The organism is Xanthomonas euvesicatoria pv. euvesicatoria, from assembly GCF_020880415.1.
In the GTDB taxonomy this organism is placed as follows: domain Bacteria; phylum Pseudomonadota; class Gammaproteobacteria; order Xanthomonadales; family Xanthomonadaceae; genus Xanthomonas; species Xanthomonas euvesicatoria.
Genome location: NZ_JAJIUJ010000105.1, coordinates 73,243 through 99,171 on the forward strand (window position 1 = coordinate 73,243; position 25,929 = coordinate 99,171).

The 25,929-nt window shown below is 65.2% G+C and carries 26 protein-coding genes and 1 tRNA gene; 20 read left to right on the forward strand and 7 right to left on the reverse strand.

Annotated elements, in window-relative coordinates; all coding sequences use genetic code 11:
• Positions 1-75: 75 nt before the first annotated feature.
• The 10 genes from dinG to LN450_RS17800 all read left to right on the forward strand — a co-directional run bounded on the left by dinG (position 76) and on the right by LN450_RS17800 (position 13,029).
• Positions 76-2,211, forward strand: a complete 2,136-nt coding sequence (dinG, locus tag LN450_RS17755) for an ATP-dependent DNA helicase DinG (RefSeq protein ID WP_011348927.1) — start codon at positions 76-78, stop codon at positions 2,209-2,211.
• A gap of 557 nt (positions 2,212-2,768) precedes the next feature.
• Positions 2,769-4,274: a catalase KatB gene (gene katB / locus LN450_RS17760; protein WP_031424697.1), complete on the forward strand. Its 1,506-nt coding sequence runs from the start codon at positions 2,769-2,771 to the stop codon at positions 4,272-4,274.
• A gap of 58 nt (positions 4,275-4,332) precedes the next feature.
• On the forward strand, positions 4,333-4,920 hold the full coding sequence (locus LN450_RS17765) for an ankyrin repeat domain-containing protein (RefSeq protein WP_011348925.1): 588 nt from the start codon (positions 4,333-4,335) through the stop codon (positions 4,918-4,920).
• 566 nt (positions 4,921-5,486) lie between these two features.
• Entirely contained in the window at positions 5,487-5,711 is a 225-nt protein-coding gene (locus tag LN450_RS17770; protein ID WP_008576462.1) for a hypothetical protein, read from the forward strand.
• A gap of 460 nt (positions 5,712-6,171) precedes the next feature.
• A complete protein-coding gene (gene dusA, locus LN450_RS17775; RefSeq protein ID WP_011348923.1) occupies positions 6,172-7,176 on the forward strand; it encodes a tRNA dihydrouridine(20/20a) synthase DusA in 1,005 nt (334 codons plus the stop codon).
• A 275-nt stretch (positions 7,177-7,451) separates the two neighbouring features.
• Positions 7,452-7,817, forward strand: coding sequence for a hypothetical protein (locus LN450_RS17780; protein WP_041855090.1), 366 nt, complete (start codon positions 7,452-7,454; stop codon positions 7,815-7,817).
• Between the two features lie 71 nt (positions 7,818-7,888).
• A complete protein-coding gene (locus tag LN450_RS17785; protein WP_002808458.1) occupies positions 7,889-8,572 on the forward strand; it encodes a response regulator transcription factor in 684 nt (227 codons plus the stop codon).
• 74 nt (positions 8,573-8,646) lie between these two features.
• Positions 8,647-10,017, forward strand: a complete 1,371-nt coding sequence (locus tag LN450_RS17790) for an ATP-binding protein (RefSeq protein ID WP_228892919.1) — start codon at positions 8,647-8,649, stop codon at positions 10,015-10,017.
• Between the two features lie 118 nt (positions 10,018-10,135).
• Positions 10,136-11,725 carry a DUF1800 domain-containing protein gene (locus LN450_RS17795; protein WP_011348920.1) on the forward strand — a complete coding sequence of 530 codons (1,590 nt, stop codon included), beginning with the start codon at positions 10,136-10,138 and terminating at the stop codon, positions 11,723-11,725.
• A 119-nt stretch (positions 11,726-11,844) separates the two neighbouring features.
• Positions 11,845-13,029 carry a DUF1501 domain-containing protein gene (locus LN450_RS17800; RefSeq protein ID WP_011348919.1) on the forward strand — a complete coding sequence of 395 codons (1,185 nt, stop codon included), beginning with the start codon at positions 11,845-11,847 and terminating at the stop codon, positions 13,027-13,029.
• A 137-nt stretch (positions 13,030-13,166) separates the two neighbouring features.
• Here the strand turns inward: LN450_RS17800 and LN450_RS17805 are convergent, their stop codons facing one another.
• Positions 13,167-13,922, reverse strand: coding sequence for a M90 family metallopeptidase (locus LN450_RS17805; RefSeq protein ID WP_029820641.1), 756 nt, complete (start codon positions 13,920-13,922; stop codon positions 13,167-13,169).
• A gap of 8 nt (positions 13,923-13,930) precedes the next feature.
• On the reverse strand, positions 13,931-14,245 hold the full coding sequence (locus LN450_RS17810; RefSeq protein ID WP_008576447.1) for a hypothetical protein: 315 nt from the start codon (positions 14,243-14,245) through the stop codon (positions 13,931-13,933).
• A gap of 304 nt (positions 14,246-14,549) precedes the next feature.
• Here LN450_RS17810 and birA point away from each other — a divergent pair, with 304 nt between their 5' ends.
• The 4 genes from birA to LN450_RS17830 all read left to right on the forward strand — a co-directional run bounded on the left by birA (position 14,550) and on the right by LN450_RS17830 (position 17,320).
• On the forward strand, positions 14,550-15,566 hold the full coding sequence (gene birA / locus LN450_RS17815; protein WP_170808551.1) for a bifunctional biotin--[acetyl-CoA-carboxylase] ligase/biotin operon repressor BirA: 1,017 nt from the start codon (positions 14,550-14,552) through the stop codon (positions 15,564-15,566).
• On the forward strand, positions 15,563-16,291 hold the full coding sequence (locus LN450_RS17820) for a type III pantothenate kinase (protein ID WP_011348917.1): 729 nt from the start codon (positions 15,563-15,565) through the stop codon (positions 16,289-16,291). The genes birA and LN450_RS17820 overlap by 4 nt, the downstream gene beginning before the upstream one ends.
• A 9-nt stretch (positions 16,292-16,300) precedes the next feature.
• Complete coding sequence (locus tag LN450_RS17825) at positions 16,301-17,212, forward strand: SPOR domain-containing protein (protein ID WP_074038694.1); 912 nt, start codon at positions 16,301-16,303, stop codon at positions 17,210-17,212.
• A 32-nt stretch (positions 17,213-17,244) separates the two neighbouring features.
• Positions 17,245-17,320, forward strand: a tRNA-Thr gene (locus LN450_RS17830).
• A 302-nt stretch (positions 17,321-17,622) separates the two neighbouring features.
• On the opposite strand, the gene tmk is transcribed toward LN450_RS17830, so the two are convergent.
• The 5 genes from tmk to LN450_RS17855 all read right to left on the reverse strand — a co-directional run bounded on the left by tmk (position 17,623) and on the right by LN450_RS17855 (position 21,202).
• Positions 17,623-18,303, reverse strand: coding sequence for a dTMP kinase (tmk, locus tag LN450_RS17835; protein ID WP_011348915.1), 681 nt, complete (start codon positions 18,301-18,303; stop codon positions 17,623-17,625).
• Between the two features lie 470 nt (positions 18,304-18,773).
• Complete coding sequence (locus LN450_RS17840) at positions 18,774-19,316, reverse strand: GTP-binding protein (RefSeq protein WP_039418666.1); 543 nt, start codon at positions 19,314-19,316, stop codon at positions 18,774-18,776.
• The gene (locus tag LN450_RS17845; protein ID WP_008576439.1) at positions 19,313-20,230 is read right to left on the reverse strand and encodes a hypothetical protein; all 918 of its coding nucleotides are present in this window, start codon (positions 20,228-20,230) and stop codon (positions 19,313-19,315) included. Before LN450_RS17845 ends, LN450_RS17840 begins: the two co-directional genes overlap by 4 nt.
• Positions 20,231-20,326: 96 nt before the next feature.
• The gene (locus LN450_RS17850) at positions 20,327-20,686 is read right to left on the reverse strand and encodes a roadblock/LC7 domain-containing protein (RefSeq protein WP_003486613.1); all 360 of its coding nucleotides are present in this window, start codon (positions 20,684-20,686) and stop codon (positions 20,327-20,329) included.
• Between the two features lie 63 nt (positions 20,687-20,749).
• Complete coding sequence (locus LN450_RS17855; RefSeq protein ID WP_008576438.1) at positions 20,750-21,202, reverse strand: roadblock/LC7 domain-containing protein; 453 nt, start codon at positions 21,200-21,202, stop codon at positions 20,750-20,752.
• A gap of 320 nt (positions 21,203-21,522) precedes the next feature.
• Between LN450_RS17855 and rocF the strand changes: the two genes are divergently transcribed.
• The 6 genes from rocF to LN450_RS17885 all read left to right on the forward strand — a co-directional run bounded on the left by rocF (position 21,523) and on the right by LN450_RS17885 (position 25,880).
• Entirely contained in the window at positions 21,523-22,446 is a 924-nt protein-coding gene (gene rocF, locus LN450_RS17860) for an arginase (RefSeq protein ID WP_008576436.1), read from the forward strand.
• Between the two features lie 106 nt (positions 22,447-22,552).
• The gene (locus tag LN450_RS17865; protein WP_011348912.1) at positions 22,553-22,705 is read left to right on the forward strand and encodes an entericidin A/B family lipoprotein; all 153 of its coding nucleotides are present in this window, start codon (positions 22,553-22,555) and stop codon (positions 22,703-22,705) included.
• Between the two features lie 74 nt (positions 22,706-22,779).
• A complete protein-coding gene (locus LN450_RS17870; protein ID WP_005914328.1) occupies positions 22,780-22,914 on the forward strand; it encodes an entericidin A/B family lipoprotein in 135 nt (44 codons plus the stop codon).
• A 227-nt stretch (positions 22,915-23,141) separates the two neighbouring features.
• Entirely contained in the window at positions 23,142-23,351 is a 210-nt protein-coding gene (locus LN450_RS17875) for a CsbD family protein (RefSeq protein ID WP_003486601.1), read from the forward strand.
• A gap of 166 nt (positions 23,352-23,517) precedes the next feature.
• Positions 23,518-24,807 carry a tryptophan--tRNA ligase gene (locus LN450_RS17880; RefSeq protein WP_011348911.1) on the forward strand — a complete coding sequence of 430 codons (1,290 nt, stop codon included), beginning with the start codon at positions 23,518-23,520 and terminating at the stop codon, positions 24,805-24,807.
• A gap of 128 nt (positions 24,808-24,935) precedes the next feature.
• A complete protein-coding gene (locus LN450_RS17885; RefSeq protein WP_039418368.1) occupies positions 24,936-25,880 on the forward strand; it encodes an MBL fold metallo-hydrolase in 945 nt (314 codons plus the stop codon).
• The last annotated feature ends 49 nt before the right edge of the window (positions 25,881-25,929 follow it).

The window sequence follows — 25,929 nt, forward strand, 5'->3', positions numbered from 1 at the left end:
CGCAGGCAGGCAACCTGTTCAGCCCTGCGGCGCGCCGGTCGCAGTCACTGCGCCGGTCCGTGCGAAAATAGCGCGATGAGTGAAGTTGCCCCACCGGCCGCGCCGTCGGCGCCCGTTTCCACCCAGCGCAGCCTGACCGACCCGATCAAGGCCAGCATCCGCGACGCTTACGCCAAGCTGCAGGCCAATACGCCGGGCTTTGCCACGCGGCGCGCACAGAGCCAGATGATCGGCCTGGTCTCCCGTGCCCTGGCCACCTCCGGCGGCATCGGCATCGCCGAGGCGCCCACCGGCGTGGGCAAGAGCCTGGGCTATCTCACCGCCGGCGTGCCGATCGCACTGGCGACCAAGAAGAAGCTGGTGATCAGCACCGGCACCGTGGCGCTGCAATCGCAGCTGGTGGAACGCGACATCCCGGCCTTCCTCAAGGCCACCGGACTGGAAGCGACCGTGGCGCTGGCCAAGGGCCGTACCCGCTATCTGTGTACCCGCAATGCCGCCGAGCTGGAAGGCGACACTAGCCAGAACGCCATGTTCGAAGACGAGCAGGCGCTGTACGACCGCCCGCTCAGCCCCGTCGATGCGGATCTGGCCAAACGGTTGGCCAAGGCCTACGCCGCCCGCACGTGGAATGGCGATCTGGACGATGCGCCGGAACCGATCTCCGTGCCGCTGCGCATGCGCATCACCACGCCGGCGTCCGGCTGTGCGGGGCGCCGCTGCAGCTACGCGGCGCAATGTCCGGTACTCAAGGCGCGCACCGATGTACGCGAGGCGCAGATCGTGGTCACCAACCACGCCTTGCTGCTGTCGTCGCTGTCGCTGGGCGATGCCGAAAACGGCCAGCCGCTGATCGCCCCGCCAGCGGACATGCTGCTGGTACTCGACGAAGGCCACCACATCGCCGGCGTGGCGATCGACCAGGGCGCGGCGAACCTGCCGCTGGACGAGATGGCCAGGCGCACCGGGCGCCTGCAGATCCTCATCGCGGCCGCTTATCGTGCAGTGGACAAGGACAAGCTGGGCAACTTGCTGCCCAACGAAGCCATCGAGGTGGCTGCGCGCGTGTCCAAACTGCTCAAGGCCTTCCACGCCGAGGTCGAACGCGTGTGGAAGCCCGAGCCCGGCGAGCGCGATCCGCTGTGGCGCGCGGCCAATGGCAAGTTGCCGCCGCAGTGGGGCCCGGCCATCGAAGAGCTTGGCGAAGAAACCCGCGCACTGTTCAACTGGGTGCATGCCGCACACAGCGCCATTGCCAAGGGAAAACAGGACGATTCCGCGCGCGAACGTCTGCAGCGCAGTCTCGGCCTGGCGCTGGAGATGGCCGAGCAGCAACACAATCTGTGGAGTGGCTGGCGCCGCGAAGACAAGGAAGGTCAGCCGCCGATGGCGCGCTGGATCACCCTCTCGCGCGACGGCGACCTGATCTGCCATTGCTCGCCGGTGTCGGCCGCGCAGGTGCTGCGCACGATGATCTGGAACGAGGTGGATTCGGTGGTGATGACCTCGGCCACGCTGACCGGTGGCGGCGATTTCCAATCCTTCGCCATCGACAATGGCTTGCCCGATCACGCCGAAATGGCATCGCTGGCCTCGCCGTTCGACCTGCCCAACCAGGCCGAATTGATCGTCCCCAATTTTCCGGTCACTCCCGACGACCGCGAAGGCCATCCCAAGGAAGTGGCCAAGTATCTGGTGCGCGAACTGGATTGGAACGCCAAGGGCAGCATCGTGTTGTTCACTTCGCGCTGGAAGATGGAAAAGGTGGCCGACCTGATGCCGTTGGCGCAGCGCAATCGCGTGCTGGTGCAGGGCGAAGGCAACAAGTCGCAACTGATCACCGAACATTTGCGCCGCATCGGTGCCGGCGAAGGCTCGGTATTGTTCGGCCTCAATTCCTTCGGCGAAGGCCTGGACCTGCCCGGTGAAGCCTGCACCACCGTGGTCATCACCCAGGTGCCGTTCGCCGTGCCCACCGATCCGCAAACCTCCACCTTGAGCGAATGGTTGGAAAGCCGCGGGCACAACGCCTTCAACCTGATCGCCATCCCGCATGCGTTGCGCACGCTCACCCAATTCGCCGGCCGCCTGATCCGCAGCTCCAGCGACCACGGCCGCGTGATCATCCTCGACTCGCGCCTGCTCACCCGTCGCTACGGTAAACGCATCATCGATGCCTTGCCGCCGTTCAAGCGGGTGATCGGGCGTTGAAGATCGCCTGGCGATGCCAGTGCCATCATCATCGCAATGTGCAATCTCGCGTGCGACGGTGATGGCGCAGCCGATACGGATGTAGCGCGCCGGTTCGGGTGTTGCGCGATGCAAGCCAGCGCCGCGCTGTGCAGCCACACAGGGGGCATGGCCAGTCGTACCGCATCGGCATACGCGCGATGGTGTAGCTGCAGCGTTGGAGGATCTCGTGCCGCGGCTCTGCATAATCGGCGCTGCATACGTGGCCCAGTCCTGCATCGCGCGATGCGCAATGGGCCACTCGCGTCATCCACACTGCGCACGATCCTGCAACGCAACATTGGCTGCGCGCGATTGAAACTCAGGTCGCGCAAAAAAACGCAATGACGCACGTAGCGTTCGATAATGCGGTTATTTGCTATGTACCGCTCGCGAGTTTGGCGATGCATATCACGCAACGCAGTCATCATCATCTTCCCCTATCGAAGCGATCATAACTAACGACTTCTCACACTCCGGCCTGCTAGCGATGATTCAGCCTCCTCAAACGAGCTGACGCCATGCGCCCTGGACACCTCATGGTGCTAGCCCTGCTAGCCCCGACGTTGATCGCTCCGCCGGTCTTCGCCCAATCCGTTCTGACCCGCGACAATGGGGCCAAGGTCGGCGATAACCAGAATTCGCAGACAGCCGGTGCCACCGGCCCGACGCTGCTGCAGGACGTGCAGCTGATCCAGAAGCTGCAGCGTTTCGATCGCGAACGCATTCCCGAGCGCGTGGTGCATGCGCGCGGCACTGGCGTCAAAGGCGAGTTCACCGCCACTGCCGATCTCTCCAGCCTGACCAAGGCCAAGGTCTTCAGCGCCGGCGAAAAAACTCCGGTGTTCGTGCGCTTTTCTTCGGTAGTCCATGGCAACCATTCGCCGGAGACGCTGCGCGACCCGCATGGTTTCGCTACCAAGTTCTATACCAGCGAAGGCAATTGGGATCTGGTCGGCAACAACTTCCCCACCTTCTTCATTCGCGATGCGATCAAGTTCCCCGACATGGTGCACGCGTTCAAGCCGGACCCGCGCACTAATCTGGATGACGATTCGCGTCGCTTCGATTTCTTCTCGCACGTGCCAGAAGCCACGCGCACGCTGACCCTGCTGTACTCCAACGAGGGCACTCCGGCCGGCTATCGCTTCATGGACGGCAATGGCGTACACGCCTACAAGCTGGTCAACGCGCAGGGTGAAGTGCACTACGTCAAGTTCCATTGGAAGACGCTGCAGGGCATCAAGAACCTCGATCCCAAGCAGGTCGCCGCGGTGCAGGCCAAGGACTACAGCCACCTGACCAACGATCTGGTCGCTGCGATCAAGAAGGGCGATTACCCGAAATGGGATTTGTACGTGCAGGTGCTCAAGCCGGAAGACCTGGCCAAGTTCGATTTCGACCCGCTTGACGCCACCAAGATCTGGCCGGACGTGCCGGAGCAGAAGGTCGGCCAGATGGTGTTGAACAAGAACGTCGATAATTTCTTCCAGGAAACCGAGCAGGTGGCCATGGCGCCGGCCAATCTGGTGCCGGGCATCGAACCTTCGGAAGACCGCCTGTTGCAGGGCCGCATCTTCTCCTACGCCGACACCCAGCTGTATCGCATCGGTGCCAATGGGCTGAGCCTGCCGGTCAATCGCCCGCGTGTAGCTGTCAACAACGGCAACCAGGACGGCCAGGGCAACATCGGCCAGACCACCAGTGGGGTGAACTACGAGCCGAGCCGCCTGGAGCCGCGTCCGCAGGACACCGCTGCGCGCTACAGCGAGCTGCCGCTGTCGGGCACCACCCAGCAGGCCAAGATCACCCGCGAGCAGAACTTCAAGCAGGCCGGCGAGTTGTATCGCTCCTACAGCAAGAAGGACCGTGCCGATCTGGTGCAGAGCTTCGGTGAGTCGCTGGCCACCACCGACCCCGAAAGCAAGCACCTGATGCTGTCGTTCCTGTACAAGGCCGACCCCGAGTACGGTACCGGCGTCACCCGCGTGGCCAAGGGCGATTTGGCGCGGGTCAAGCAGTTGGCCTCCAGCCTGCAGGACTGATCCGCCCGACGACATCGCGGCCTGCGCCGCGGTGTCGTCTTTACTTCGGGAGATCCCTATGCGCACCCTGTTGTTTCTGATGCTTGGCAGCGTGTCTGCGATTGCCAACGCTGCGTCGCCTGCATCTGCATCTGCATCTGCTGCCAGCGCAACGGCCACTGCCACTGCCACGCCTGAGCAGATCAAGCTGCAACTGCGCGAGTATTTCTTCGACGCCGCGCGTGAGGGCCGCCAGGAGATGCTGGCCGAATTCATCCGTTCGCATTACGACCTCAATACCCGTGACGAGAAGGGCTATACGGCCCTGATCCTGGCCGCATACCACGGCCAGCGGCCGGCGGTGGAGCAATTGCTGAGCGCCGGCGCCGATCCCTGTGCGCAGGACAAGCGCGGCAACACCGCACTGATGGGCGCCATCTTCAAGGGCGAGCTGGGCATCGCCAAGCGCCTGATGCAGGCCGATTGCGCGCCGGACCAGCGCAACAACGCCGGCCAGACCGCTGCGATGTATGCGGCGTTGTTCCAGCGCACCGACGTGCTCAAGGACCTCGCCGCCAAGGGCGCGGATCTCAGCCTCAAGGACGGGCAGGGCAACGATGTGACCAAGCTACAACGCGGCGAATTTGCCACCGTGCCGGCGCGCTGAGCGCGCCAGTCTTGCCTGCCAGGCGTGCCCCTGACAGCGTGCCGCATCGGCCGCTATGCGCGTCCGTGGTTGCGCTTCACTCACTAGAAGCAACGGGACGCTGTTCGTGGCAACGGCTGTGGGTGCGGCAGGTGGGTAGTCACGCGCGCTCTTGTCGCAACGCCCCGGCTCTCGCGAGACGCCACGCTTGTGGGTGCACGCCGCGCCCCCGGTCGGTGCACTTCCTCCAGCTCTTGCTGCACCTGTCATGTCGACGGCGTCGATCGGGATCGCCGCATCCATCGCCGCACTCCTAACCGCTGTCTGGTACCCCCAAACCGCGCCTTGCAGCGCCGTCGGTTTTCCGCCACGGCCGCGCTGGATCTCTGACAGTGACGGTGAAATCTTCGCCATTGCGTCAGGATTTTTCTGACGCGCAAACGTTTGTGCGCCAAGGCTTTGACAGAAAACTGAGTACTTGCTGACTTGCTTTAAATCGCCTGGAAAAAATCGCAGAAAACAGTTCAAGAAAGCGCCGGGAACGCCGATGCTGCAGCTATCGCATCGCACCTTGGAACCCCCGGACCATGAAGCTCGATCCCTCCATCCCTTTCCTGATGTCGCTGCTGGCCATGGTGCTGTGCACTGCCGCTGCCGTGGTTGCACTGGTGTTCGGCCAGGTGCATGTGCTGGCCAAGTCGTGGAGCTTCTACACGGTCATGGGCACTGCCCTGATCACGCTGGTTGCCTCTTACCATGCACTGGGCAAGCCGCTGAGTGCCGAAGAGCGTGTCGGTGTTCGTAACCCGTAAGTTCCGGGTTCGTCCGGGCGCAGCGGTCACCGCGGCACCGGACCTGGAAAGCTCCGCTCGTCACTGACGATGCAAGGCGTTCGCCGCAGAGGCGAACGCAGACAGGCACCGCGCATCCTGCAGCGCTGCCTCCGTTACCGCCCGCACTTGGCGAGCGAGGGAAACAAAAACAGCGTCAACGCGATCTTCGGCGCTGTTGCCGTTTCCGACAGTAAAACGCACCCGTGGTGCTGGCCGCCCAAGCGCGTCACCAGCGCCACTCGCAATCGCGCGTCATGCTCATCGCCTGCCAGCTGATAGGGGGCGATCCCGTGGCGCAACGAGTAGGCGATCCTGCAGCTAAGTCCCAAAGCAGCCGCTCCAGCCGCCCACTCCGCACCGCCGCAGATTCATCGACGCCCGTGTAAGCTGTTGATCCTGCTTCGCATTCTAATGGCTGCTCGCTGCGGCCACTTCGTCGATGACCGCTTCCGCCGATCGCTACGCCGCCTCCCTGCGCCTGTCCGTCGCTCCGATGATGGATTGGACCGACCGCCATTGCCGGGTCTTCCACCGCCTGTTGGCGCCGTCCGCGCGCCTGTACACCGAGATGGTGCACGCCAACGCGGTGATCCACGGCGATCGCGCCCGCTTGATCGGCTTCGATGCGGTGGAACATCCGCTGGCGCTGCAGCTGGGCGGCAGCGATCCCGCCTTGCTCGCGCAGGCGGCGGCGATTGCGCAGGAGTGGGGCTTTGATGAGATCAATCTCAACTGCGGTTGCCCCTCCGACCGTGTGCAGGCCGGGCGTTTCGGCGCCTGCCTGATGCGCGAGCCGGCGCTGGTGGCCGAGTGCGTCGCGGCCATGTGCGCGGCCACCCACGTGCCGATCACCGTCAAGTGCCGCCTGGGCGTGGACGACGATGACGACTACGCGCTGTTTGCCCGCTTTGTCGACCAGGTGGTCGCGGCCGGCGCGGCCATGGTGGTGGTGCATGCCCGGAACGCCTGGCTCAAGGGCTTGTCGCCGAAGGAAAACCGCGAAGTGCCGCCGCTGCGGTACGACTGGGCTTACCGGCTCAAGCAGGAGCGGCCCGGTCTGCCGGTCGTGCTCAACGGCGGCATCGTGGCCGTGGACACGGCGATGGCGCATCTGCAGCACGCCGACGGTGTCATGCTCGGCCGCGCCGCCTACCATGACCCGTACGTCCTGCATTGTCTGGATGCAGCCTTGAACCAGCGGCCCGAGCAATCGCGCGAGTCCTTGCTGCGCGCCTATCAGCCGTACGTGGAATCCCAACTGGCACAGGGTCTGGCCTTGAAACACATGACCCGGCACGTCCTCGGTCTGTTTCATGGTCAGCCTGGAGGCAGGGCGTTCCGGCAGGTCCTGAGCGAGGGCGCCCATCGCCCGGGCGCCGGTTGGGAACTGGTCGAGCAGGCCCTGGAGCGCACCGATACGCGGTCCTGGCGCGTGGTTGCCTGACTTTGGCCCACCGCTTGCATTCCTGAACGGGCTGCCTGGATCTCCGAGCGTTTCGGGTGGCTGTTGCAGCAGGCGCGTCCGCAACACCACGTGCTCGCCGTGTCGGCCACTCTGTTCGGCATTCATTTCACTGAATGCCGTTAACGTGGAGCTAAAAAGTTCAGATCGGATTCACCCCGAAAAATCAAGAATTTGGCTCGATTCCGATGCTCGACCCTCTGGTATGCGTGGTCGATTTCACGAATTTTGAATGTTTCTGAACAACCCGCTAGGATTTGTTTGTGACCCAATTGCACTGCCGCGCTCGCCAAGTCGCTCTGGTTGCCCTCTGGGTTGCCATGGCCGCGCCGTCGGCCTGGGGCCAGGGCTATCCGATGGTGCAGAGCGGACGCGAGGCGATGCCGCCCTCGGCACGCGGCAATAGCCGGACGCTGTCGGACACCATTCTACATGTGCAGCGGTCTACCGGTGGACAGATCCTGGGTGCCGAGCGTGTGCCGTTCGATGGCGGCAATCTCAATCGGGTCAAGTACATGAAAGATGGGCGCGTGCACACCGTGTATGAGCCGGAGCAGACGCAGGCTGCGCCTGCGCGTAACTTGCCGCCGCCCGACGCGCCACCACGCGACGATAACCACTGAACGTAGATAGTTCTGCGTTCAGTCTTATAAATTCCCCGGCCGCTGGCCGACAACGTAACTAGGGAGAGTGCATGCGTATCCTTTTGGTCGAAGACGAAGCTCCGCTGCGCGAAACCCTCGCGGCGCGTCTGAAGCGCGAAGGCTTTGCGGTCGACGCTGCACAGGACGGCGAAGAAGGTCTCTACATGGGCCGCGAAGTGCCATTCGACGTCGGCATCATCGATCTTGGCTTGCCCAAGATGTCAGGGATGGAGCTGATCAAGGCCCTGCGCGATGAAGGCAAGAAGTTTCCGGTGCTGATCCTGACCGCGCGCTCGAGCTGGCAGGACAAGGTCGAAGGCCTCAAGCAGGGTGCCGACGATTATCTGGTCAAGCCGTTCCATGTCGAAGAGTTGCTGGCGCGCGTCAACGCGCTGCTGCGGCGTGCTGCTGGCTGGAGCAAGCCCACGCTGGAATGTGGCCCGGTCGCGCTAGACCTGGCGGCACAGACGGTGAGCGTCAACGGCGCCAACGTCGATCTGACCAGCTACGAGTACAAGGTGCTCGAGTACCTGATGATGCATGCCGGCGAACTGGTCTCCAAGGCCGATCTCACCGAGCACATCTACCAGCAGGACTTCGACCGTGATTCGAACGTGCTGGAAGTATTCATCGGTCGCCTGCGCAAGAAGCTCGACCCCGATGGCGAACTCAAGCCGATCGAAACCGTGCGTGGCCGTGGTTACCGCTTCGCCATTCCGCGTACCGAAGGCTGAGTCAGCGCGTCAGCGAGCAGGAAGACCAAGTGCCGGGCCGCTCCAAGTGGTATAGACGCTGGCGGCCGCGCTCATTGCAGGCCCGCCAGCTGCTGGCCGCCAGCCTCAGCCTGGTGGCCTTCCTGGCGCTGGCGGGTTACGCGCTGGACGTGGCATTTGCCGACACCGCCGAGAAGAACCTGCGTGAGCGGCTGAAGAACTACGCCTCCGCGTATGCGGCCAATATCGATTTCGTACGCGACGGGTCGCTGTACATCGGCGGGCAACCGCCCGATCCGCGCTTCGATGTGCCTGGCGGCGGGCTCTACGTTGAAGTTGTACGCCCGGACGAAAGCTGGACCTCGATGTCGGCCGAAGGCCCGAACATTCCGCATGGCCGCATGCTGGAGCCGCGCCAGGAAGAATTCATCGGCCCGCTGGAAATGACCCAGATCGACGGCAGCCTGGGCCAGCTGTATCGCTACGGGCTGGGCGTGAGCTATGTCGAACGCGAGCACGGCGGCGAGATTCCGTACACCATCTACGTGGTGGAGGACGCGCGCTCGATGGGTGCGCAGCTGCGCGTGTTCCGTGGTGCAGTGTGGTTCTACCTTGGCAGCGCCGGTGTGGTGTTGCTGGTATTGCAAGCCTCCATTCTGCAATGGAGCCTGCGTCCGCTGCGGCGGGTCATCAACGAGTTGACCAAGGTGCAGCGCGGCGAGATCCAGCGCATGAGCGAGCAGCATCCACGCGAACTGGAGCCGCTGACCGACAGCATCAATGCCTTCATCGAAAGCGAACGCGACAACCTGGAGCGTCAGCGCAACACGCTGGCCGATCTTGCGCATAGCCTCAAGACGCCCATTGCCGTCTTGCGCACACAACTCGATAGCGGTGCGTCCGAGCGCGATCTGCACGAAGAGATGGATGTGCAGCTGCGCCGCATGAACGACCTGGTGTCGTACCAGCTGGCGCGCGCGGCGTCCAGCGGGCACAAATTGTTCGCGGCACCATTGCCCATCGAACCGACCGCCGAAGAAATCGTGCGTGGCCTTGAGAAGGTGTATTCGGTTAAAGGCGTGTTGTGCGAATTCGATATTTCGCCCGAAGCACGCTTTCACGGCGAGCCGGGCGATTTGCAGGAACTGCTTGGAAATTTGCTGGAAAACGGCTTCAAGTGGGCGCGCAGCCGGGTGCTGCTGACCGCAAAACCGGGACCCACTACCGGTAGCCGTCGTGCCGGCCTGATTCTGTCGGTGGAAGACGACGGCCCCGGCATCGCGCCGGAAGACGTGGCCAAGATTCTGCAGCGCGGTGTGCGTGGTGACGAGCGTGTGCAAGGGCATGGCATCGGCATGTCGATCGTGCAGGACCTGATCAAGGGCTATCGCGGCGAGCTGCAGGTGGTGCGCTCGCAGGAACTGGGCGGTGCCCGCTTCGATGTGACCCTGCCGCCGGGATTGTGACCGCCGCAGGGCCGATGAACCCGTGGCCAATGTGCGCTGGCCTTCCGACAACCGTTTAACGCCTCACGCGTTGGCTTACCCATACTGGGCGGGCAAGCCGTTGCGATGGAGGGGCTGCATGTTCGAGCAAGTTGGCCAGGCTGTGGGCGTGGATGCGCGCGTCGCGCACGTGCGGCGCACGCGAGGATGGCGTGTGCTGCCGCTGTTGATCGGCAGCCTGTACGCGCTCACTTGCACGGCTGCCGAAACGCCGCTGACCCCATCGCAGATGCGCTGGCTGCAGCGGGCCACCTATGGGGTTGATGCCAGCAGCGCGACGCAGCTGACACGGCTGGGCCCCAAGCGCTTTGGTGCGTTGTTGTTGCAGCCCAGCGACGACGCTGCGTTGCCCGCGCCGGTAGGCGCGCAGCTGCAGCGCTTCGACGCATTGCATACCCCGCTGGTGGCGTTGCTGACTCAGTACGAAGCCGACAAGGTCCGCCTGCAATCCATGCCCGATGGCGATGAGAAGGTTGCCTTGCGCAAGGAGTGGCAGGCGCGCGGTGGCCAGATGCTGGTGCAGGCGCGGCAGGCGCAACTGTTGCGCGCGGTGTATGCGCCGGATCAACTGCGCGAGCAACTGGTGTGGTTCTGGCTCAATCATTTCAGCGTGTACGCCGACAAGGCCCGGGTGAAGTGGATGGCGGCCGACTACATGGAAAACGCGATCCGCCCCAATGCCACCGGCAAGTTCGCCGACCTGGTGATGGCCACGCTGGAAAGCCCGGCGATGCTGGAATACCTGGACAACGCCAAGAACGCCAAGGGGAAGGTCAACGAAAACTACGCACGCGAGTTGATGGAACTGCATACGCTGGGCGTGCACGGCGGCTACGGCCAGCAGGATGTGCAGCAACTGGCGCTGATCCTCACCGGCGCGGGCCTGGTGCCGATCAAGGCCAATGGCGCGCCGCCGTTGCCGCCTGCAGCGCCAGGGCAGGCGCAGGTCGTGCGCAAGGGTCTGTTCGAATTCAATCCGGCGCGTCACCAACCCGGCGACAAGATGCTGCTTGGCCAGCGTATTGCCGGCGGTGGACTGGATGAGATCGAACACGCCGTGCAGGTGTTGGTGCGCCAGCCGGCCTGTGCGCGTTTCATTTCGCAGCGTCTGGCCGAGTACTTCGTCAGCGACGCCCCGCCTGCGGCGTTGGTGACGCGCATGGCCGATACCTTCCAGCACAGCGATGGCGATATCGCCAAGGTCATGCAGACCATGCTGGCGTCGCCGGAGTTTGCGCAGGCGCAACCGCGCAAGTTCAAGGACCCGAACCGGTTCGTGGTGTCGGCGATGCGGGTGGCGTACGAGGGTCAACCAGTGATCAATGCCGCGCCAATGGCCAGTTGGGTGCAGCAGCTGGGTGAACCGTTGTTTGGTCGCATCACGCCCGATGGTTGGTCGCTGCAGTCGCAGGCCTGGACCAGTTCCGGGCAGCTGGCACGCAGGTTCGATGTGGCGCGTTCGATCGGCGGCGCACCGAAGCAGTTGTTTCGTCTGGAGGGCGACAACCAGACGCCGATTCCTGCGCCGGTGCAGATCGATACGCGCCCGTCGTACCGCTGGTTGGCGCCATCGCTGTCGGCCGCCACACGGCAGGCGCTGGAGCAGGCGCGCTCGCCTGCCGAATGGAATGGGTTCTTGCTGTCGTCGCCAGACTTCACTTATCGCTAGGACCATGGCGCCGAGTCGGATCTGCCGATTCAAGGCCCACGCGTCACGTTCGCAGATGCAACAACAACCGATCCAGCGATCCAACGAATGCCAGGCGCTCAATGCCGCGGGAGTACACCATGCAACGACGTCAATTTCTGCTTGCCTCTGCCGCCGCTGCAAGCATGCCGTGGGCCGGCCGTCTGTTCGCTGCGCCACGCGATAGCGCGCGCATGCTGGTGGTGTTTTTGCGTGGCGGCTACGACAGCAATAATCTGCTGGTGCCGCATGGCAGCGATTTTTATTACCAGTCGCGGCCGAGCCTGGCGATTGCGCGGCCAGATGCCGCCAATTCAAACAGTGCCCTGGCGCTGGATGCGCAGTGGGGTCTCAACCCGGTGGTAGGCCAGACGCTGCTGCCACTGTGGGAACGCAAGCAAGTGGCCTTCGTGCCGTTTGCCGGCACCGACGATCTGTCGCGCAGCCACTTCGAAACCCAGGACGATATCGAATCCGGCCAGGCCGGCAAGCACCGCGATTACCGCTCCGGGTTCATGGCGCGCCTGTCTGGCGTACTCAGTGGCGTGCCGGCCATCGCGTTCACCGATTCGTTGCCGCTGACGTTCCAGGGCGGTGGCGATTTACCCAACGTGTCGTTGCGGAGTATCGGCAAAGGCGGGCTGGATGCGCGGCAGGCGCAGATCCTGTCGCAGATGTACGACAGCACGCCGCTGGCCGCCGCTGCGCGCGATGGTCTTGCATTGCGTCAGCAGGTCACCGCGCAGTTGCGCGAAGAGATGGAGCAAGCCGGTCGTGGCGCCGCCAGTGCACGCACGTTTGCCGATGAAACCCGGCGCATGGCGACCTTGATGCGCGAGCGCTATCGCCTGGGGTTCGTCGATGTCGGTGGCTGGGACACGCATGCCAACCAGGGCAGTGTGGAAGGTGGCCTGGCCAACAACCTGCGCAATCTCGGCGAAGGGCTGGCTGCCTATGCCGATGCGTTGGGCCCGGCCTGGAACGATACCGTGGTGGTGGTCATCTCCGAATTCGGCCGCACCTTCCGCGAGAATGGCAGCAAGGGCACCGATCATGGCCATGGCACAACGTACTGGGTGCTGGGCGGTGGCGTGCGCGGCGGCCGCATCGCTGGCGAGCAGGTGGCGGTCGAACAGGCGCAGCTGCTGCAAAACCGCGATTACCCGGTGCTCAACAACTACCGCAGCCTGTTCGGCGGAATGCTCGGCCGTCTGTGGGGGCTGTCGCCAGCGCAGTTGGAACGGGTATTCCCAGGTGCCAAGCCACGCGATCTTGGATTGGTGTGAGTGTGCATGGCGAGCGATCGCACCGTGCGTGGTATCGACAGCCGGCTTGTGTCGATCCCGCGGCGTCTGCTTCGGGCGACGGCTGCAGGTTGCTCCTGCCAAGTGCGATACCGCACGCCGCTCCGCGACGCGGCGCATCAACGTTGCATTGAATCTGCAAACGGTGAGCGCCCGTAAAACCGTTCCAGGTGCAAGGCGACCTGCGGCATCGTGCGCAAAAGCACGCGCGGTGCGGAGAAATGATATTCGCTGACCACTGCGAAGAATTCCTCCGGGGCTTCGGCGGCATACGGATCGATCTCGGTGTCCTGACCCGCATCGACGCGTTGGCAAAACAGATCGTAGGCATGCTGGAAATCGCGCGCCCAGGCGCGTTGCGCATCGCGCGGCAGGGGCGGTGTGCCGTCGAGCGCGCCATCCAGTGCATCGAGCTTGTGCGCCATCTCATGCACGATCACGTTGAAGCCTGCCTGCGGGTCGTCCAGGTCGGCTTGCACATCGGCCCAGCTGACGATCAACGGACCTTGCTCCCAGGCTTCGCCGATCAGGGTGTCGTCCCAGGCATGCATCACCCCGGCCGCATCCATGTGGGTGCGCTGCACGCGAAACGCATCCGGGTACACGATCAGCTGCGACCAGCCGCGCCAACCGGCGGCGCCGATTTCCAGCAGCGGCAGGCAGCAGGTCGCGGCCAGCACGAGTTGATCGTTCGGTTGCAGCTGCAGCCCGTCGACAGGCGAAATGGTCTTTTGCTGCAGGAACTGCGCGGTCAATGCGCGCAGGCGTTGCTGGCGGAGTGGATCGAGCGCGGCGACCCAGGCGCAACTGCCGCACAGCCGCTGCCACAGCGCATCAGCAATGTCTGGAGGCGGCCGGCGCAGCCAGCGCATCAACCACTGGATCAGCGGAACATGCCCGGCAGGAAACTGTGCCAGCGCGGCATCGTGCGCATGCGCGGGAACAACGAATCGCCATCGCTGCCACCGCCGCCGCCGGTGGACGGCGTGGCCTTGTGCGGGCTGTTGCGTGCCGGTGCGGCTTCGGGCGCCGGTGTCCTGCCGCGCGCGGCCGAGTTGGTGCTGATGCAGCTGTCATGATCGCCGTCGATCAGCTGGTCCGATGCCAGGGCGGCAAGCGGAGCCAACAACAGGAGCAGGCAAACCGTGATTCGGCGCATCGTCCACATCCAGGGCAAGCGGCGTGAGTCGCCGATCATAACGCGCTTTTCACTCCCTCACGCAAGCCGCGCTGGGCGCCCGGGAGGGCTTGGCGCATACTTTGGCGGATGGATTCGGGGACTTTGCGCGCAATGCACTGTGAGATGAAAGGCGCCGGCGGCCGGCAGTGCGGCGCAGGCGCTGCAGGAGATTGGTCGGGCGCGCGCGCCGGTCAGCCGCAGGGCGCACGCCCGGTGCGGCCGGTCACCGAGCCCACCGCACGCCTGGTCTGGGCTGTCGATGTTGCATCACGCGCGTTGCCTCGGCGTCGCGCCGGCCGCGTCGCGCAGGCATTCCTCCCGGGTGCTGCAGCCCGCGCCGTTGCCACGTCACGCCGCATCGCCCGCCGCAGCCGTGGATGACCGTGCGTTGCTGGCCAAACTCGCCGGTGGCCGGTTGTCCGGCGATGCGTTGGCGCGCGATGCCGGGCTGACCCGCGCGGCGGTGTGGAAGCGCATCCAGAATCTGCGTGCGGCCGGCGTCGACATCGAAGGACGGGCCGGTGACGGCTATCGCCTGGCCACGCCCTTGGATCTGCTGGACGCGGCGCGTATTCGCGCCGGCATGGCCCCCGGTGCGGCAGCTGGGCTGGCGGCGCTGGATGTGGCCTGGACGCTGGAATCCACCAACACCGCCTTGCTGGCGCAGCCGGCGCCCCAACAGGGCGTGGCGGTGCTGCTGGCCGAGCGTCAGACCGGCGGACGCGGCCGGCGCGGGCGTCAATGGACCTCGCCGCTGGGCGCGCACATTTATCTGTCGGCGTCGCGCCGTTTCAATGGCGGGCTGGGCCAACTCGCAGGCCTGAGCTTGGCCGTGGGGGTCGCAGTGGCCGAAGCCTTGCGTGGTTGCGGGTTTGCCGATGTCGGGCTGAAGTGGCCCAACGATCTGCTGGCGCGGCAGCGCAAGCTGGGCGGCCTGTTGATCGAAGGCGGCGGCGAGATGGCCGGCAACGCGCGTGCAGTGATCGGGCTGGGCTTGAACGTGCACATGCCGGCGACCGCAGCGGCCAGCATCGACCAGCCGTGGATCGACCTGGATACCTTGGCCGGCGGCGCGGTGTCGCGCGACCAGGTGACGGCAGCGGTGCTGTCCGGGTTGCTGCCGGCACTGGACCTGTTCGAGGCGCAGGGGCTGGCGCCGTTTCTGGGGCGTTATGCAGACCTGGATGTCTTGCACGGGCGTGCGGTGCAAGTCGAGGAAGCCGGCACCCACCATCGTGGCGTCGCGCTCGGCCTGGCGGCCGATGGTGCGTTGCGGGTGCAACTGGGCGAGACGGTGCGACTGTTCCACTCCGGGGAAGTGAGCGTGAGACCTGCATGAGCGAGTGGTTGTTCGACCTGGGAAATTCGCGCTTCAAGTACGCGCCGCTGCACGGCAACCGTGCCGGCCAGGTGCAGGCGTGGGCGCATGGCGCCGAGGCGATGGACGCGGCGGCGCTGGCGGCGCTGCCGTCCGGGCGTATTGCGTATGTCGCCAGCGTGGCAGCGCCGGCATTGACGCAACCCATGATCGCCTGCCTGCAGGAGCGCTTTACGCAGGTGCGCATCGTGCGGACCACCGCCGAATGCGCCGGCGTCCGGATTGCTTATGCCGACCCGAGCCGCTTCGGCGTGGACCGCTTTCTGGCGTTGCTGGGTGCGCGGGGCGATGCGCCGGTGCTGGTGGCCGGCGTGGGCACCGCACTGACCATCGACGTGCTCGGCGCCGATGGCCTGCACCACGGCGGCCGCATCGCCGCCTCGCCGACCACCATGCGCGAAGCGCTGCATGCGCGCGCGGTGCAACTGCCGGCCAGCGGCGGCGATTACGTCGAGCTGGCCATCGACACCGACGATGCCTTGACCTCCGGCTGCGATGGCGCGGCGGTGGCGCTGATCGAGCGCAGCCTGCAGCACGCCCAACGCAGCCTGGGCGTTCCGGTGCGGCTGCTGGTGCATGGCGGTGGCGCGCCGCCGTTGCTGCCTCTGCTGCCCGATGCCTCGTTCCGCGCGGCCCTGGTGCTGGACGGTCTGGCGACGTGGGCGACCGCTGCGGCGTCCCCGTAGAATCGGCGCATGTATGTTCGCGCGCTCATCGTCGTCTTGATCGTCCTCAATGCCGGGGTGGCGTTGTGGTGGGCCTTGCAGCCGCCACCGGCACCACCGCCGGCGCCGCTGCAGCCGACCGGTGTGGCGCGGCTGGAATTGCTGCCGACAGTGACCGGTGCTGGCGGGCCTGGGCTGCCGGCTGCAGCGCGTACGGGATCGGGGTCTGCGGCAGAGAGTGCGTCGACAGCACCGGCGACATCGCCATCGACAGCATCCGGGCCTGCATCGGTACCCACGCCGACCACGCCGGCAGTTGCCGGTCCCGCCGCGCCAACGTCTGCAGCGCCGCCACCGGCCACCACTGCCGCAGCGCAAGCGCCGCGCGGCACAGCGGAAGCGTCGGCAGCGGCGAACGCTGCTGCGAAACCGGCCAAAGGCGTCGCCGCGACGGCTGCACAACCATCGCCCGCCCCATCCCCGCCTGCCGCGGAGCGCTGCGCCAGCCTGGGACCTTTTGCGGCACGCGCCGATGCCGAGGCCGCGGTGGCGCGCGTGCGTGGGCAGGCCAGCCGCGCCAGCGTGCGCGAGGACAAGGACGCCGGCATCAGCACGTTCCGGGTGATGGTGCCCAACGTGGGCGATCGCGCGGCCGCGCAGGCCCTGGTCAAGCGCATTGCCGCGGCCGGGATAGGCGACTACTACGTGATCGCGCAGGGCGAGGACAACACCGTGGCGCTGGGCCAGTACCAGAGCCGCGAGCGCGCCGAGCGGCGCCAGGCCAGCCTGGTCGGCGCAGGATTCCCGGCGCAATTGGTGCCCAGCGGCAACGGGCAATCGCGGTGGTGGATCGATGTCCGCACCAGTGCGGCCACCAACGCCCTGCAAGGGGCTGCCGGTGCCGCCCGTCAGCGTTCGCTAGATTGCGCCGCGCTGCGCTAGAATGCGCACCGGCGCGCAACGCGCCTGCCTTCGCCGGCATAGCTCAGTTGGTAGAGCAACCGCCTTGTAAGCGGTAGGTCCCCAGTTCGAATCCGGGTGTCGGCACCATCTTCGATCCACGCATGCGTGGCAATCACGCTCGACGTTGCTGCTGTTGGAGCACGCGATGCGGTGTGGATCTTTGCATCAACCGGTTGCCAAGCACGATGGCGCGTTGCCTGCCGCCATCTGTCCCAACGAACGGTAGCGTGCTCAGCGTTGTGTGAGCGGGCGTATGCGGCGCGCTCCGGTTCCGAGCGCGCGATCCACACAGCTGGCTGCTGCCGGCTCCGTTTGGTCGCCACTTCAGGTGGCTGGCACCATGGCACGCGCATCGCGCGATGTTGATCGCGCCATGCGAGGTGCAGCACTCAGGCCGGGCGGCCGCCCGAGAGCAGTTCCAGCGCGGCCTTGCCGGTGTCTGTGTGTGCATCGCCGCTCAGTCGGTCGGCCAATGCGGCCACGATGATGGCGTGGGCCTGACGCAGCACGCTGTCGGCATCGGCGCTGGCGTCCACCACGTGTTTGCCGGGCAAGTCCAGCGCGGCAAAAATCGTGCGGCAGCGTTCCAGGTTGTCCTGGGTTTCGAAGTGGTTGGGCGCATCGCCACGGGCGCGGATCCGGGCCAGGCCGGTGGGTGGGGGCAGGTCGAGCAGCAGCAGTACGTCCGGGCGCGGCGCGAAGGCGTTGCGCTCCAGGAGTTCGTCCAGCGGCAGACCGGCCGCGCCCTGGTAGGCCACCATCGAGGGAAAGTAGCGGTCCAGGATGACGATGTCGCCGCGTGCCAGCGCGGGCGCGATCAAGGTGTCCACGTGTTCGTGGCGGTCGCGGATGAGCAGCTCGGCTTCTTCCTCCGCACTCAGGCGGCCAGTGGCGGCGGACTGGCGCAACTGGGTGCCCCATGGGCCGTTGGTGGGCTCCTTGCTCAGCACGACGCGCGCGCCGGCCGCGTCCAGGGTGGTGGCCAGGCGGCGGGCGAGCGTGGTCTTGCCGGCGCCGTCGATGCCTTCGATGGCGATCAGCAAGCCGCCGGGCTTCAGTTCGATTGTCATCGCGCTACTTTAGCTGATCGTGGCGATGAACCTAACCGGCAGCAGGGCGATGAAGAGCGTGCAGTCTGCGCGACACGCGCCTGGCAAAACTCAGCCGCAGGAGCACATGGCATACGCGACGATGCAGCGACAGCGTTGCGGTGACGCGCCCGGCGGCGCGCGACGGGAGGAAACAGAATGAGTTGACGTGCGCTGTGGCGGATATTGCCAAAGAATTATCGCCGGTATGTCCTGCGCGATGTCGGAAATGTCCCGATATCCTGGCTTCTGGCTGCGGGCCATACTGAACAAGTCAGACACACTGCACGCGCATCTCGCGACTGAGTCGTGTTTTTGGCTTCAAGGAAGACGGACGCGTCGCCGCCACCCTAGAGGCGGCATCCCCCGCGTGACGCCCGCTCAGGCACCGTCGTGACCAGATTCCTTGTCTTGCTGGCCGTACCCAGCGCCGGCGCCAGGCGCGCTTTCGATCAACTGGTCGCCGAGGTGTAGCGATAGGACAGCAGCGACTTCACCAGGAAGGTGATCTGGGTGGCCGAGCGCGCATCCACGCGCATGACCGGTACGCGGAAGCCTTCGGCCACCAAGGTCTCGCGAAACGGCGGCACCAGGAAATCCTCGACTTCATCGGTCATGGTGATGCCCACCGCCAGGCTGGCCTCGGGTGCGATCTGCGAAAACTCGCGCAACAACTCCAGCGTGGCTGTGAGCATCTGCGGGTCGCGTGCGTTGGTCAGCACGATCACACCCAGCGCACCGTCGCACACCAGCGGCCACATGAAATCCAGGTATTTCTGACCTGGCACACCGTAGACATGCAGCAGCTCGCCGTCTTCCAGCTCGATCGAGCTGTAGTCCAGCGCGACGGTGGTGTAGGTCTTGTCGCCGTAGGCGTCCTGGCTGAGCGGCATTTCGGTGCTGACCGGCTCCACATCGGAGATGGAACGCACTGCGGTGGTCTTGCCGGCGCCCATGCCGCCGACGAACACCAGCTTGTTGGCTGGAAGACTCATGACTGCGCCTGGAAGAGGGAAAGGCCGAACCGACGTGCGACCCAGGAAAAGAACCGCGTGTTGCCGCCATCTGGGCGGCGCTGCGTTGCAGGCACGGGAATCTCCGCAGTCTGGGCAAGGCCGCTGGCAAGTGCAGCGGCGAACAGGCATTCCACCGTTTGCAGCGGCAGCTTGCAAGCATTGGCCAGCGCCTGCGGGCGCCAGGGCCGTGCATGCAGGTGGGCGATGGCCAGCAACTGGGCTGGCGAGCTGGTCTCTGCAGTCAATTCCGGCCACTGGCGCAATTGCAGCGCATGGCCGGGTTCCACTGCCGGCAGCGCCTGGCGCAGATGCTCGGGCAGGGCGAAAAACAGCGCTTCGAAGGAAATGCGTTGGGGCAACGCGGTCGCGGCAAGGTCGGGCACGACGTGCCAGCCCGAGCGGTCCAGCGCGGCGATGACCTGCGCCAGCGCCACGCCAGCGGGCAACTGCACGCAGCCATTGCCCGGGTCCACACGCACCTGCAACTGCGCATGCTGCAGCGTCGCTGCGCCGGCACCGAATTCGCCACGGCAGTGCCGCAGCAGCAATGCCGGCTCCGCGACCGGGGTGGCGTGCGGCGAGGACAACAGCAGGCGCATGTGTTCGTTGAGTTCGCGCACGGTGGCGCCGTGCTTGATCCAAGCGCCAGCCACGGGCGTGCGCGATACCACCAGCACCCGCACCGGTTGACCCTGCAATGCCTGCCAGGCGGCCAAGCCATCGGCGCTGTCCAGGCCCAGTACCACCACATCGGCCGCGTGCTGCGGCCATTGGCCCAACTGCACGTCGATGCGGTCGGCGAGCAGCAGCGAGCACGCCAGTTTCAGGCGTGTGGTGTGCAGCAGGTCCAGGCCGGCCGTGGCGACCCGCATGGCGTTGATGGGTGTGGTCATGAGCTGGCGCCGTAGCGGCGCATTGGATTACGAGATGCCTGCCGGTCTGCACCGGCAGGCTGGATCAGGCGATGCGCTGGCACCGCGCTGTCGGCATCAACCGAAATCGAGGGTCTTTTCGAACGCCTTGAGCTCGTGACGGGCCATGGCCAGGTTGGCCTTGGCACGGTCCAGCACCACGTACAGGAACAGCGTGCTGTTGCTTTCCAGTGGGCGCAGCAGGTGGTACTGGCGTGCAAGCGTGATCAGGATGTCTTCGATGGTGTCGTTCAGGCCGAGCTGTTCGGCGATGCGGCGCTTGGCGCGCACCACTTCGGTATTGCCGGCCGCCGCCAATTCCAGGTTGAGCTCGGCACCGCCGGTCATGCCCAGCGCCATGCCGCTGTCGCTATCGACCAGCGCCGCGCCGACGAAGCCGGCCAGCGAATGCAGGTGTTCCAGATTGAGTTTTGACACGTGTGGTCCTTGGAAACGATGAGGAATGGGTGCCTTGCGGCATGCACGAACAGTGCCAGGTGCTCAGCCTTGCGGCGGGGTCAACACGGTGGCGAGGCGGCCGGCGCAATCGCGCGCATTGAACAACAGCGCAGCGGCATTGATGTCGCCACTGCCCACTGCGGTGAGCGTCAGCGGCTTGTCGGCGCGGATGCGGATCAGCACCAGCTGCCCGGCACGCGTGCTGACGGTGGCGTAATCGGCCTCTTTCAGGCTGGATTCGCGCGCCAGGGTCTCGCCCAGGGTCAGGAACGAATTGGCCATCGCGGCAAGCCGGCGACTGTCCACGTCCAGGCTGGAACGCTCGGTGATGGCGCGCCCGTCGGCCGTGGAAAGCATCAACAGGCGGATGCCCGGCTCACGTTCGATGGTCTGCGCAAACTCGTGACCGATGCGCTGCAGATCGTAGAAATGCAACGCCCGCGGGACTTCGCCTACGGCAGCCTTGACGACCTGGTTGACGGCGTTGTGCGGCATGAAAATCCCCTTGTTGCGTGATAGCCCGGGCGCGTACGTGCGTGGTGTGCCGCGCCGGGCGGCGCACCATACCACCCGGATCCGAGCAGGCTGTCACGCTCGCCCGTGGTGCTTAACTGGGCGGTCAGACAGGCAGAATCGGCAAAGTCCGGTGCGCCACAAAGTGCCTTGGTACGTCACGATAGCGGCGCGAAGAGGCAGATCTAAACCTCGCGTTTGCTCGCACTGTTCAGTACGGGCGACATGCGTGCTGCGCTGCCGCGCGTCACTGTGCGGGCGGGCAACTAGACTGCACGGCTTTATCGATACTGGAGCAATGCATGGCAACGCAGTACGTGCCGGTTTCCTTGATTGGCGTTCCCACCGACATCGGCGCGGGCCACCGCGGCGCGCGCATGGGGCCGGAGGCGCTACGCATCGCCGGCTTGCAGGAGGCGCTGGTCGGCCGCGGCGTGGAGGTGCGCGATCTGGGCAATCTGGATGGTCCGCGCAATCCCTGGCAGGCGCCGCAGGCCGGCTACCGGCATCTGGACGAAGTGGTGGCGTGGAACCAGGCGCTGATGGACGCCAGCTACGCCGAACTGCGTGCCGGGCGCATGCCGATCATGCTCGGTGGCGACCATTGCCTGGGTATCGGCTCGATCACGGCGGTGGCCAAGTACTGCCGCGAGCAGGGCAGGCCGTTGCGGGTGCTGTGGCTGGATGCGCATTCGGATTTCAACACCAGCGAGGTGACTCCTTCGGGCAACGTGCACGGCATGCCGGTGGCCTGCCTGTGCGGGCTGGGGCCCGAGTCGCTGACCCACCTGGGCGGCAGTGCGCCGGCGTTGTTGCCCGAGCAGGTGCGGCAGATCGGCATCCGCTCGGTGGACCCGGAGGAAAAGCGGCTGATCAAGCAGCACCGCATCGATGTGTACGACATGCGCTACATCGACGAAGCCGGTATGAAGCGCACCATGGAAGCGGCGTTGCAGGGCATGAGCGCCGATACCCACCTGCACGTGAGTTTCGATGTGGACTTCCTCGACCCCAGCATCGCGCCGGGCGTGGGCACCACGGTGCCCGGTGGCCCCAACTACCGCGAGGCGCAACTGGTGATGGAAATGATTGCCGACACCGGGCGCATGGGCTCGTTGGATATCGTCGAACTCAACCCGGTGCTGGACAACCGCAATGCGACCGCCGAACTGGCGGTGGATCTGGTCGAGAGCCTGTTCGGCAAGTCGACGCTGATGCGGGATTGATCCGGACCGAGCGCACCGGGACGCGTTCACATCAAATCCACGGCCGCGCAGTCAGATTTGGCGCCAAGCCAGGTGCGCTGGCACCGTGATAGAACGAGGACAAGCGATGAAGCGACTGCTGACACTGATGGTGCTGGGCCTGTTTTCGGCCGGCGTGATGACGGGCTGCAACACCGTGGCCGGCGCCGGCAAGGACATGCAGGGTGCAGGCGACAAGGTCGAGAAAACGGCCGAAAAATGCAGCGACGGTAAGTGCTGATCCGTCACATCGCGTGGCCTTGTTGAATTGATCGATCTGCGGCAACGCGCCGCTTTACCCCTGAGGAGTGTGTTATGAAGCGTGCAATTGTGCTGCTGGTGCTGTCGATGTTGTCGGTGGGAATGCTGGCGGGTTGCAACACCGTCGCGGGCGCCGGCAAGGACGTGCAGGGCGCTGGCGAGAAGGTGGAAGACGCAGCGCGTAAGTAATCCGACGCCGCATGCAAACAAACGGGCCGCAAGGCCCGTTTTTTGTGCGCGCTTTACGTACAAGGCGGCTTCCGTCGACGCATGCAACATGCAGTGCGACCAGCGGCGGGAGTAGGCAACGGTTCAGTGCGGTGATCGGCGGTTTGACACCTTTTGATCCCGGACCAACACCCGCGTGGGCACGCTGGCCCCACGGTCAATCGCGACCGCATCAGCGGAGTCATCGCATGAACAGTGACATCATTTCCGGCAAGTGGACCCAGTTGAAGGGCAAGGCCCAGGCGAAATGGGGCGATCTTACCGACGACGATTTCAAGGTTGCCGAAGGCAATGCCGAATATCTGCAGGGCAAGCTCCAGGAGCGCTATGGCTGGGATCGCGATCGCGCCCAGACCGAAGTGCGCGCGTTCGAAAAGTCGTTGCGCGACGACACCTGAGGTGCGCCGATCTGCCGCCAGTTGAGGCGAGCAGCTTGCAGACGACGGGCCGCCCGGTGCGGCCCGTTCTGCGTTCGAGCGTGGAGCCAACTCCCCGGCGCCTGCGGCGGTGGCAAAAGTGCGGAACCGCTAAACTTGGGGGCTACCCCACTCTGGCATGACGTAGATGACCACCCGTGTCCTTACCGGCATCACCACCTCCGGCACCCCGCACCTGGGCAATTATGTCGGTGCAATCCGCCCGGCCATCCAGGCCAGTGCAGGTGCCGATACGGAGAGCTTCTATTTCCTGGCCGATCTGCACAGCCTGATCAAGGCGCAGGACCCGGCGCGCACGCAGCGTTCGACACTGGAAATCGCCGCCACCTGGCTGGCCTGCGGCCTGGACCCGGACAAGGTGTGGTTCTACCGGCAGTCCGATGTGCCCGAGACCACCGAGTTGATGTGGTTGCTGACCTGCGTGGCCGGCAAGGGCATCCTCAATCGCGCGCATGCCTACAAGGCGGCGGTGGACAAGAACCGCGCCGATGGCGAGGACGAGGATGCCGGCGTCACCGCAGGCTTGTTCATGTATCCGGTGCTGATGGCGGCCGATATCCTGATCTTCAATGCGCACAAGGTGCCGGTAGGGCGTGACCAGATCCAGCACATCGAAATGGCGCGCGATTTCGCGCAGCGTTTCAATCATGTCTACGGGCGCGACTTTTTCACCTTGCCCGAAGCGGTGATCGACGAGCAGGTGTCCACCTTGCCAGGCCTGGATGGCCGCAAGATGAGCAAGAGCTATAGCAACACCATTCCACTGTTTGCACCGCGCGAGGAATTGCGCAAGCTGGTGTTTTCCATCCTGACCGATTCGCGCGCGCCGGGCGAAGCCAAGGACACGCAGGGGTCGGCGTTGTTTCAGCTGTACCAGGCGTTTGCCACACCGCAGGAATCTGCCGCCTTTGCGCAGGCGTTTGCCGACGGCATCGGCTGGGGCGATGCCAAGCAGCAGTTGTTCGAGCGGATCGATCAAGAGATTGCACCGCTGCGTATGCGCTACGAGGCGTTGATGGCAGAGCCGGCCAAGATCGAAGCGATCCTGCGCGCCGGTGGTGCACGTCTGCGCGCGCGCTATGCCACCCCCCTGCTGGCCGAGTTGCGCGACGCGGTGGGTTTGCGCGATCTGTCCAGCCAGGCCGCCACCGCGGCGGTGCAGGCCAGCGAAAAGGTCGCACTGCCGGTGTTCAAGCAATATCGTGAAAGCGATGGGCAGTTCTATTTCAAGTTGAACGATGGCGCGGGTGCATTGCTGCTGCAGAGCGATGGCTTCGCTTCGCCACGCGATGCCGGACAGGTGATCGCACGGTTGAAGCAGGCTACCCAAGCCAGCGATCTGCAGCTGCCGGGCGTGCATGCGCAGGTGGATGCCGACGTGATTGTTGCCGCGATGGATGCCTTGCGCGAGGCGTGAGCTGCGCGGCGCAACAGGCGTCGAGGTGGGTTGTTGCGGTTGCGTAGGTCGTGCCTGTGGCGACATGCGCGACCGCGACGCCAGGCTTGGGCCTACACTGCAGTTCCGACAGCCGCCGCGGGGTGCGAATGACAGCGACAGCCGAGTTCAACATCCACACCATCGATACCGGCTTTGGCGGCGTGCAATTCGATGCGGCATATCTGGTGGTCCAAGCGCAGCAGGCCGCCTTGATCGATTGCGGTACCTCGCTGTCGGTCCCGCAGATGCTGGCCGCGGTGCAGGCGGCCGGCTTGGCGCCAGCGCAGGTGGAGTGGTTGATCCTGACCCATGTGCATCTGGATCATGCTGGCGGTGCAGGAGCCTTGTTGTGGCATTTGCCCAATGCGCAGGTGCTGGTGCATCCGCGCGGTGCACCGCACCTGATCGACCCTGCGCGGCTGATTGCCGGCGCCACCGCGGTGTATGGCGAGGCGGACATGGCGCGCCATTACGGCGTTATCGAGCCGGTGCCGGCCGAGCGTGTGGTCGCGGCCGGCGAGGGTCATACCGTGATGCTGGGCAAGCGCGCGCTGCGCACCGTCGAGACGCCTGGACATGCGCGCCATCATCTATGCGTATGGGATGCGCGCAGCCGCAGCTGGTTCACCGGCGACACCTTCGGCCTGTCGTATCGCCAGTTGGACAGTGCGCGTGGCGCTTTCATCGTGCCGACGTCCTCGCCGGTGCAATTCGAACCCGAGGCCATGCTGCAGTCGATCGCGCGCCTGATGGACGCCGCACCAGAGGCGATGTATCTGACCCATTACGGCCGTGTCACCTCGCCAGAACCGTTGGCGCGGGCGCTGGGCGAGCAGATTCATGCGATGACCGACATTGCGCTGGGCTGCGCGCAGCGTCCGGACCGGCATCGCTGCATGGTGGCGGCATTGACCGAATTGTATCTGGAACGCGCACGCCAACATGGATGTCGGTTGGACGATGCCGCCGTGGAGCAACTGCTGGCAACGGACATCGAACTCAACGCGCAAGGGCTGGGCTGTTGGCTGGATCGTGCAGCGCGCATGCGTTAGCGCTGGTTGAGGGGTGACACACCCTCTCGAACGCTGTAGTGCGTGGTCG

What these genes read in the sequence shown, in the direction of transcription:
- dinG (WP_011348927.1), top strand. Translation starts at nt 76, where the DNA reads ATGAGTGAAGTTGCCCCACCGGCCGCGCCGTCGGCGCCCGTTTCCACC.
- katB (WP_031424697.1), top strand. Translation starts at nt 2,769, where the DNA reads ATGGTGCTAGCCCTGCTAGCCCCGACGTTGATCGCTCCGCCGGTCTTC.
- LN450_RS17765 (WP_011348925.1), top strand. Translation starts at nt 4,333, where the DNA reads ATGCGCACCCTGTTGTTTCTGATGCTTGGCAGCGTGTCTGCGATTGCC.
- LN450_RS17770 (WP_008576462.1), top strand. Translation starts at nt 5,487, where the DNA reads ATGAAGCTCGATCCCTCCATCCCTTTCCTGATGTCGCTGCTGGCCATG.
- dusA (WP_011348923.1), top strand. Translation starts at nt 6,172, where the DNA reads ATGACCGCTTCCGCCGATCGCTACGCCGCCTCCCTGCGCCTGTCCGTC.
- LN450_RS17785 (WP_002808458.1), top strand. Translation starts at nt 7,889, where the DNA reads ATGCGTATCCTTTTGGTCGAAGACGAAGCTCCGCTGCGCGAAACCCTC.
- LN450_RS17795 (WP_011348920.1), top strand. Translation starts at nt 10,136, where the DNA reads ATGTTCGAGCAAGTTGGCCAGGCTGTGGGCGTGGATGCGCGCGTCGCG.
- LN450_RS17800 (WP_011348919.1), top strand. Translation starts at nt 11,845, where the DNA reads ATGCAACGACGTCAATTTCTGCTTGCCTCTGCCGCCGCTGCAAGCATG.
- LN450_RS17810 (WP_008576447.1), bottom strand. Translation starts at nt 14,245, where the DNA reads ATGATCGGCGACTCACGCCGCTTGCCCTGGATGTGGACGATGCGCCGA.
- LN450_RS17820 (WP_011348917.1), top strand. Translation starts at nt 15,563, where the DNA reads ATGAGCGAGTGGTTGTTCGACCTGGGAAATTCGCGCTTCAAGTACGCG.
- LN450_RS17825 (WP_074038694.1), top strand. Translation starts at nt 16,301, where the DNA reads ATGTATGTTCGCGCGCTCATCGTCGTCTTGATCGTCCTCAATGCCGGG.
- tmk (WP_011348915.1), bottom strand. Translation starts at nt 18,303, where the DNA reads ATGACAATCGAACTGAAGCCCGGCGGCTTGCTGATCGCCATCGAAGGC.
- LN450_RS17840 (WP_039418666.1), bottom strand. Translation starts at nt 19,316, where the DNA reads ATGAGTCTTCCAGCCAACAAGCTGGTGTTCGTCGGCGGCATGGGCGCC.
- LN450_RS17845 (WP_008576439.1), bottom strand. Translation starts at nt 20,230, where the DNA reads ATGACCACACCCATCAACGCCATGCGGGTCGCCACGGCCGGCCTGGAC.
- LN450_RS17855 (WP_008576438.1), bottom strand. Translation starts at nt 21,202, where the DNA reads ATGCCGCACAACGCCGTCAACCAGGTCGTCAAGGCTGCCGTAGGCGAA.
- rocF (WP_008576436.1), top strand. Translation starts at nt 21,523, where the DNA reads ATGGCAACGCAGTACGTGCCGGTTTCCTTGATTGGCGTTCCCACCGAC.
- LN450_RS17865 (WP_011348912.1), top strand. Translation starts at nt 22,553, where the DNA reads ATGAAGCGACTGCTGACACTGATGGTGCTGGGCCTGTTTTCGGCCGGC.
- LN450_RS17870 (WP_005914328.1), top strand. Translation starts at nt 22,780, where the DNA reads ATGAAGCGTGCAATTGTGCTGCTGGTGCTGTCGATGTTGTCGGTGGGA.
- LN450_RS17875 (WP_003486601.1), top strand. Translation starts at nt 23,142, where the DNA reads ATGAACAGTGACATCATTTCCGGCAAGTGGACCCAGTTGAAGGGCAAG.
- LN450_RS17880 (WP_011348911.1), top strand. Translation starts at nt 23,518, where the DNA reads ATGACCACCCGTGTCCTTACCGGCATCACCACCTCCGGCACCCCGCAC.
- LN450_RS17885 (WP_039418368.1), top strand. Translation starts at nt 24,936, where the DNA reads ATGACAGCGACAGCCGAGTTCAACATCCACACCATCGATACCGGCTTT.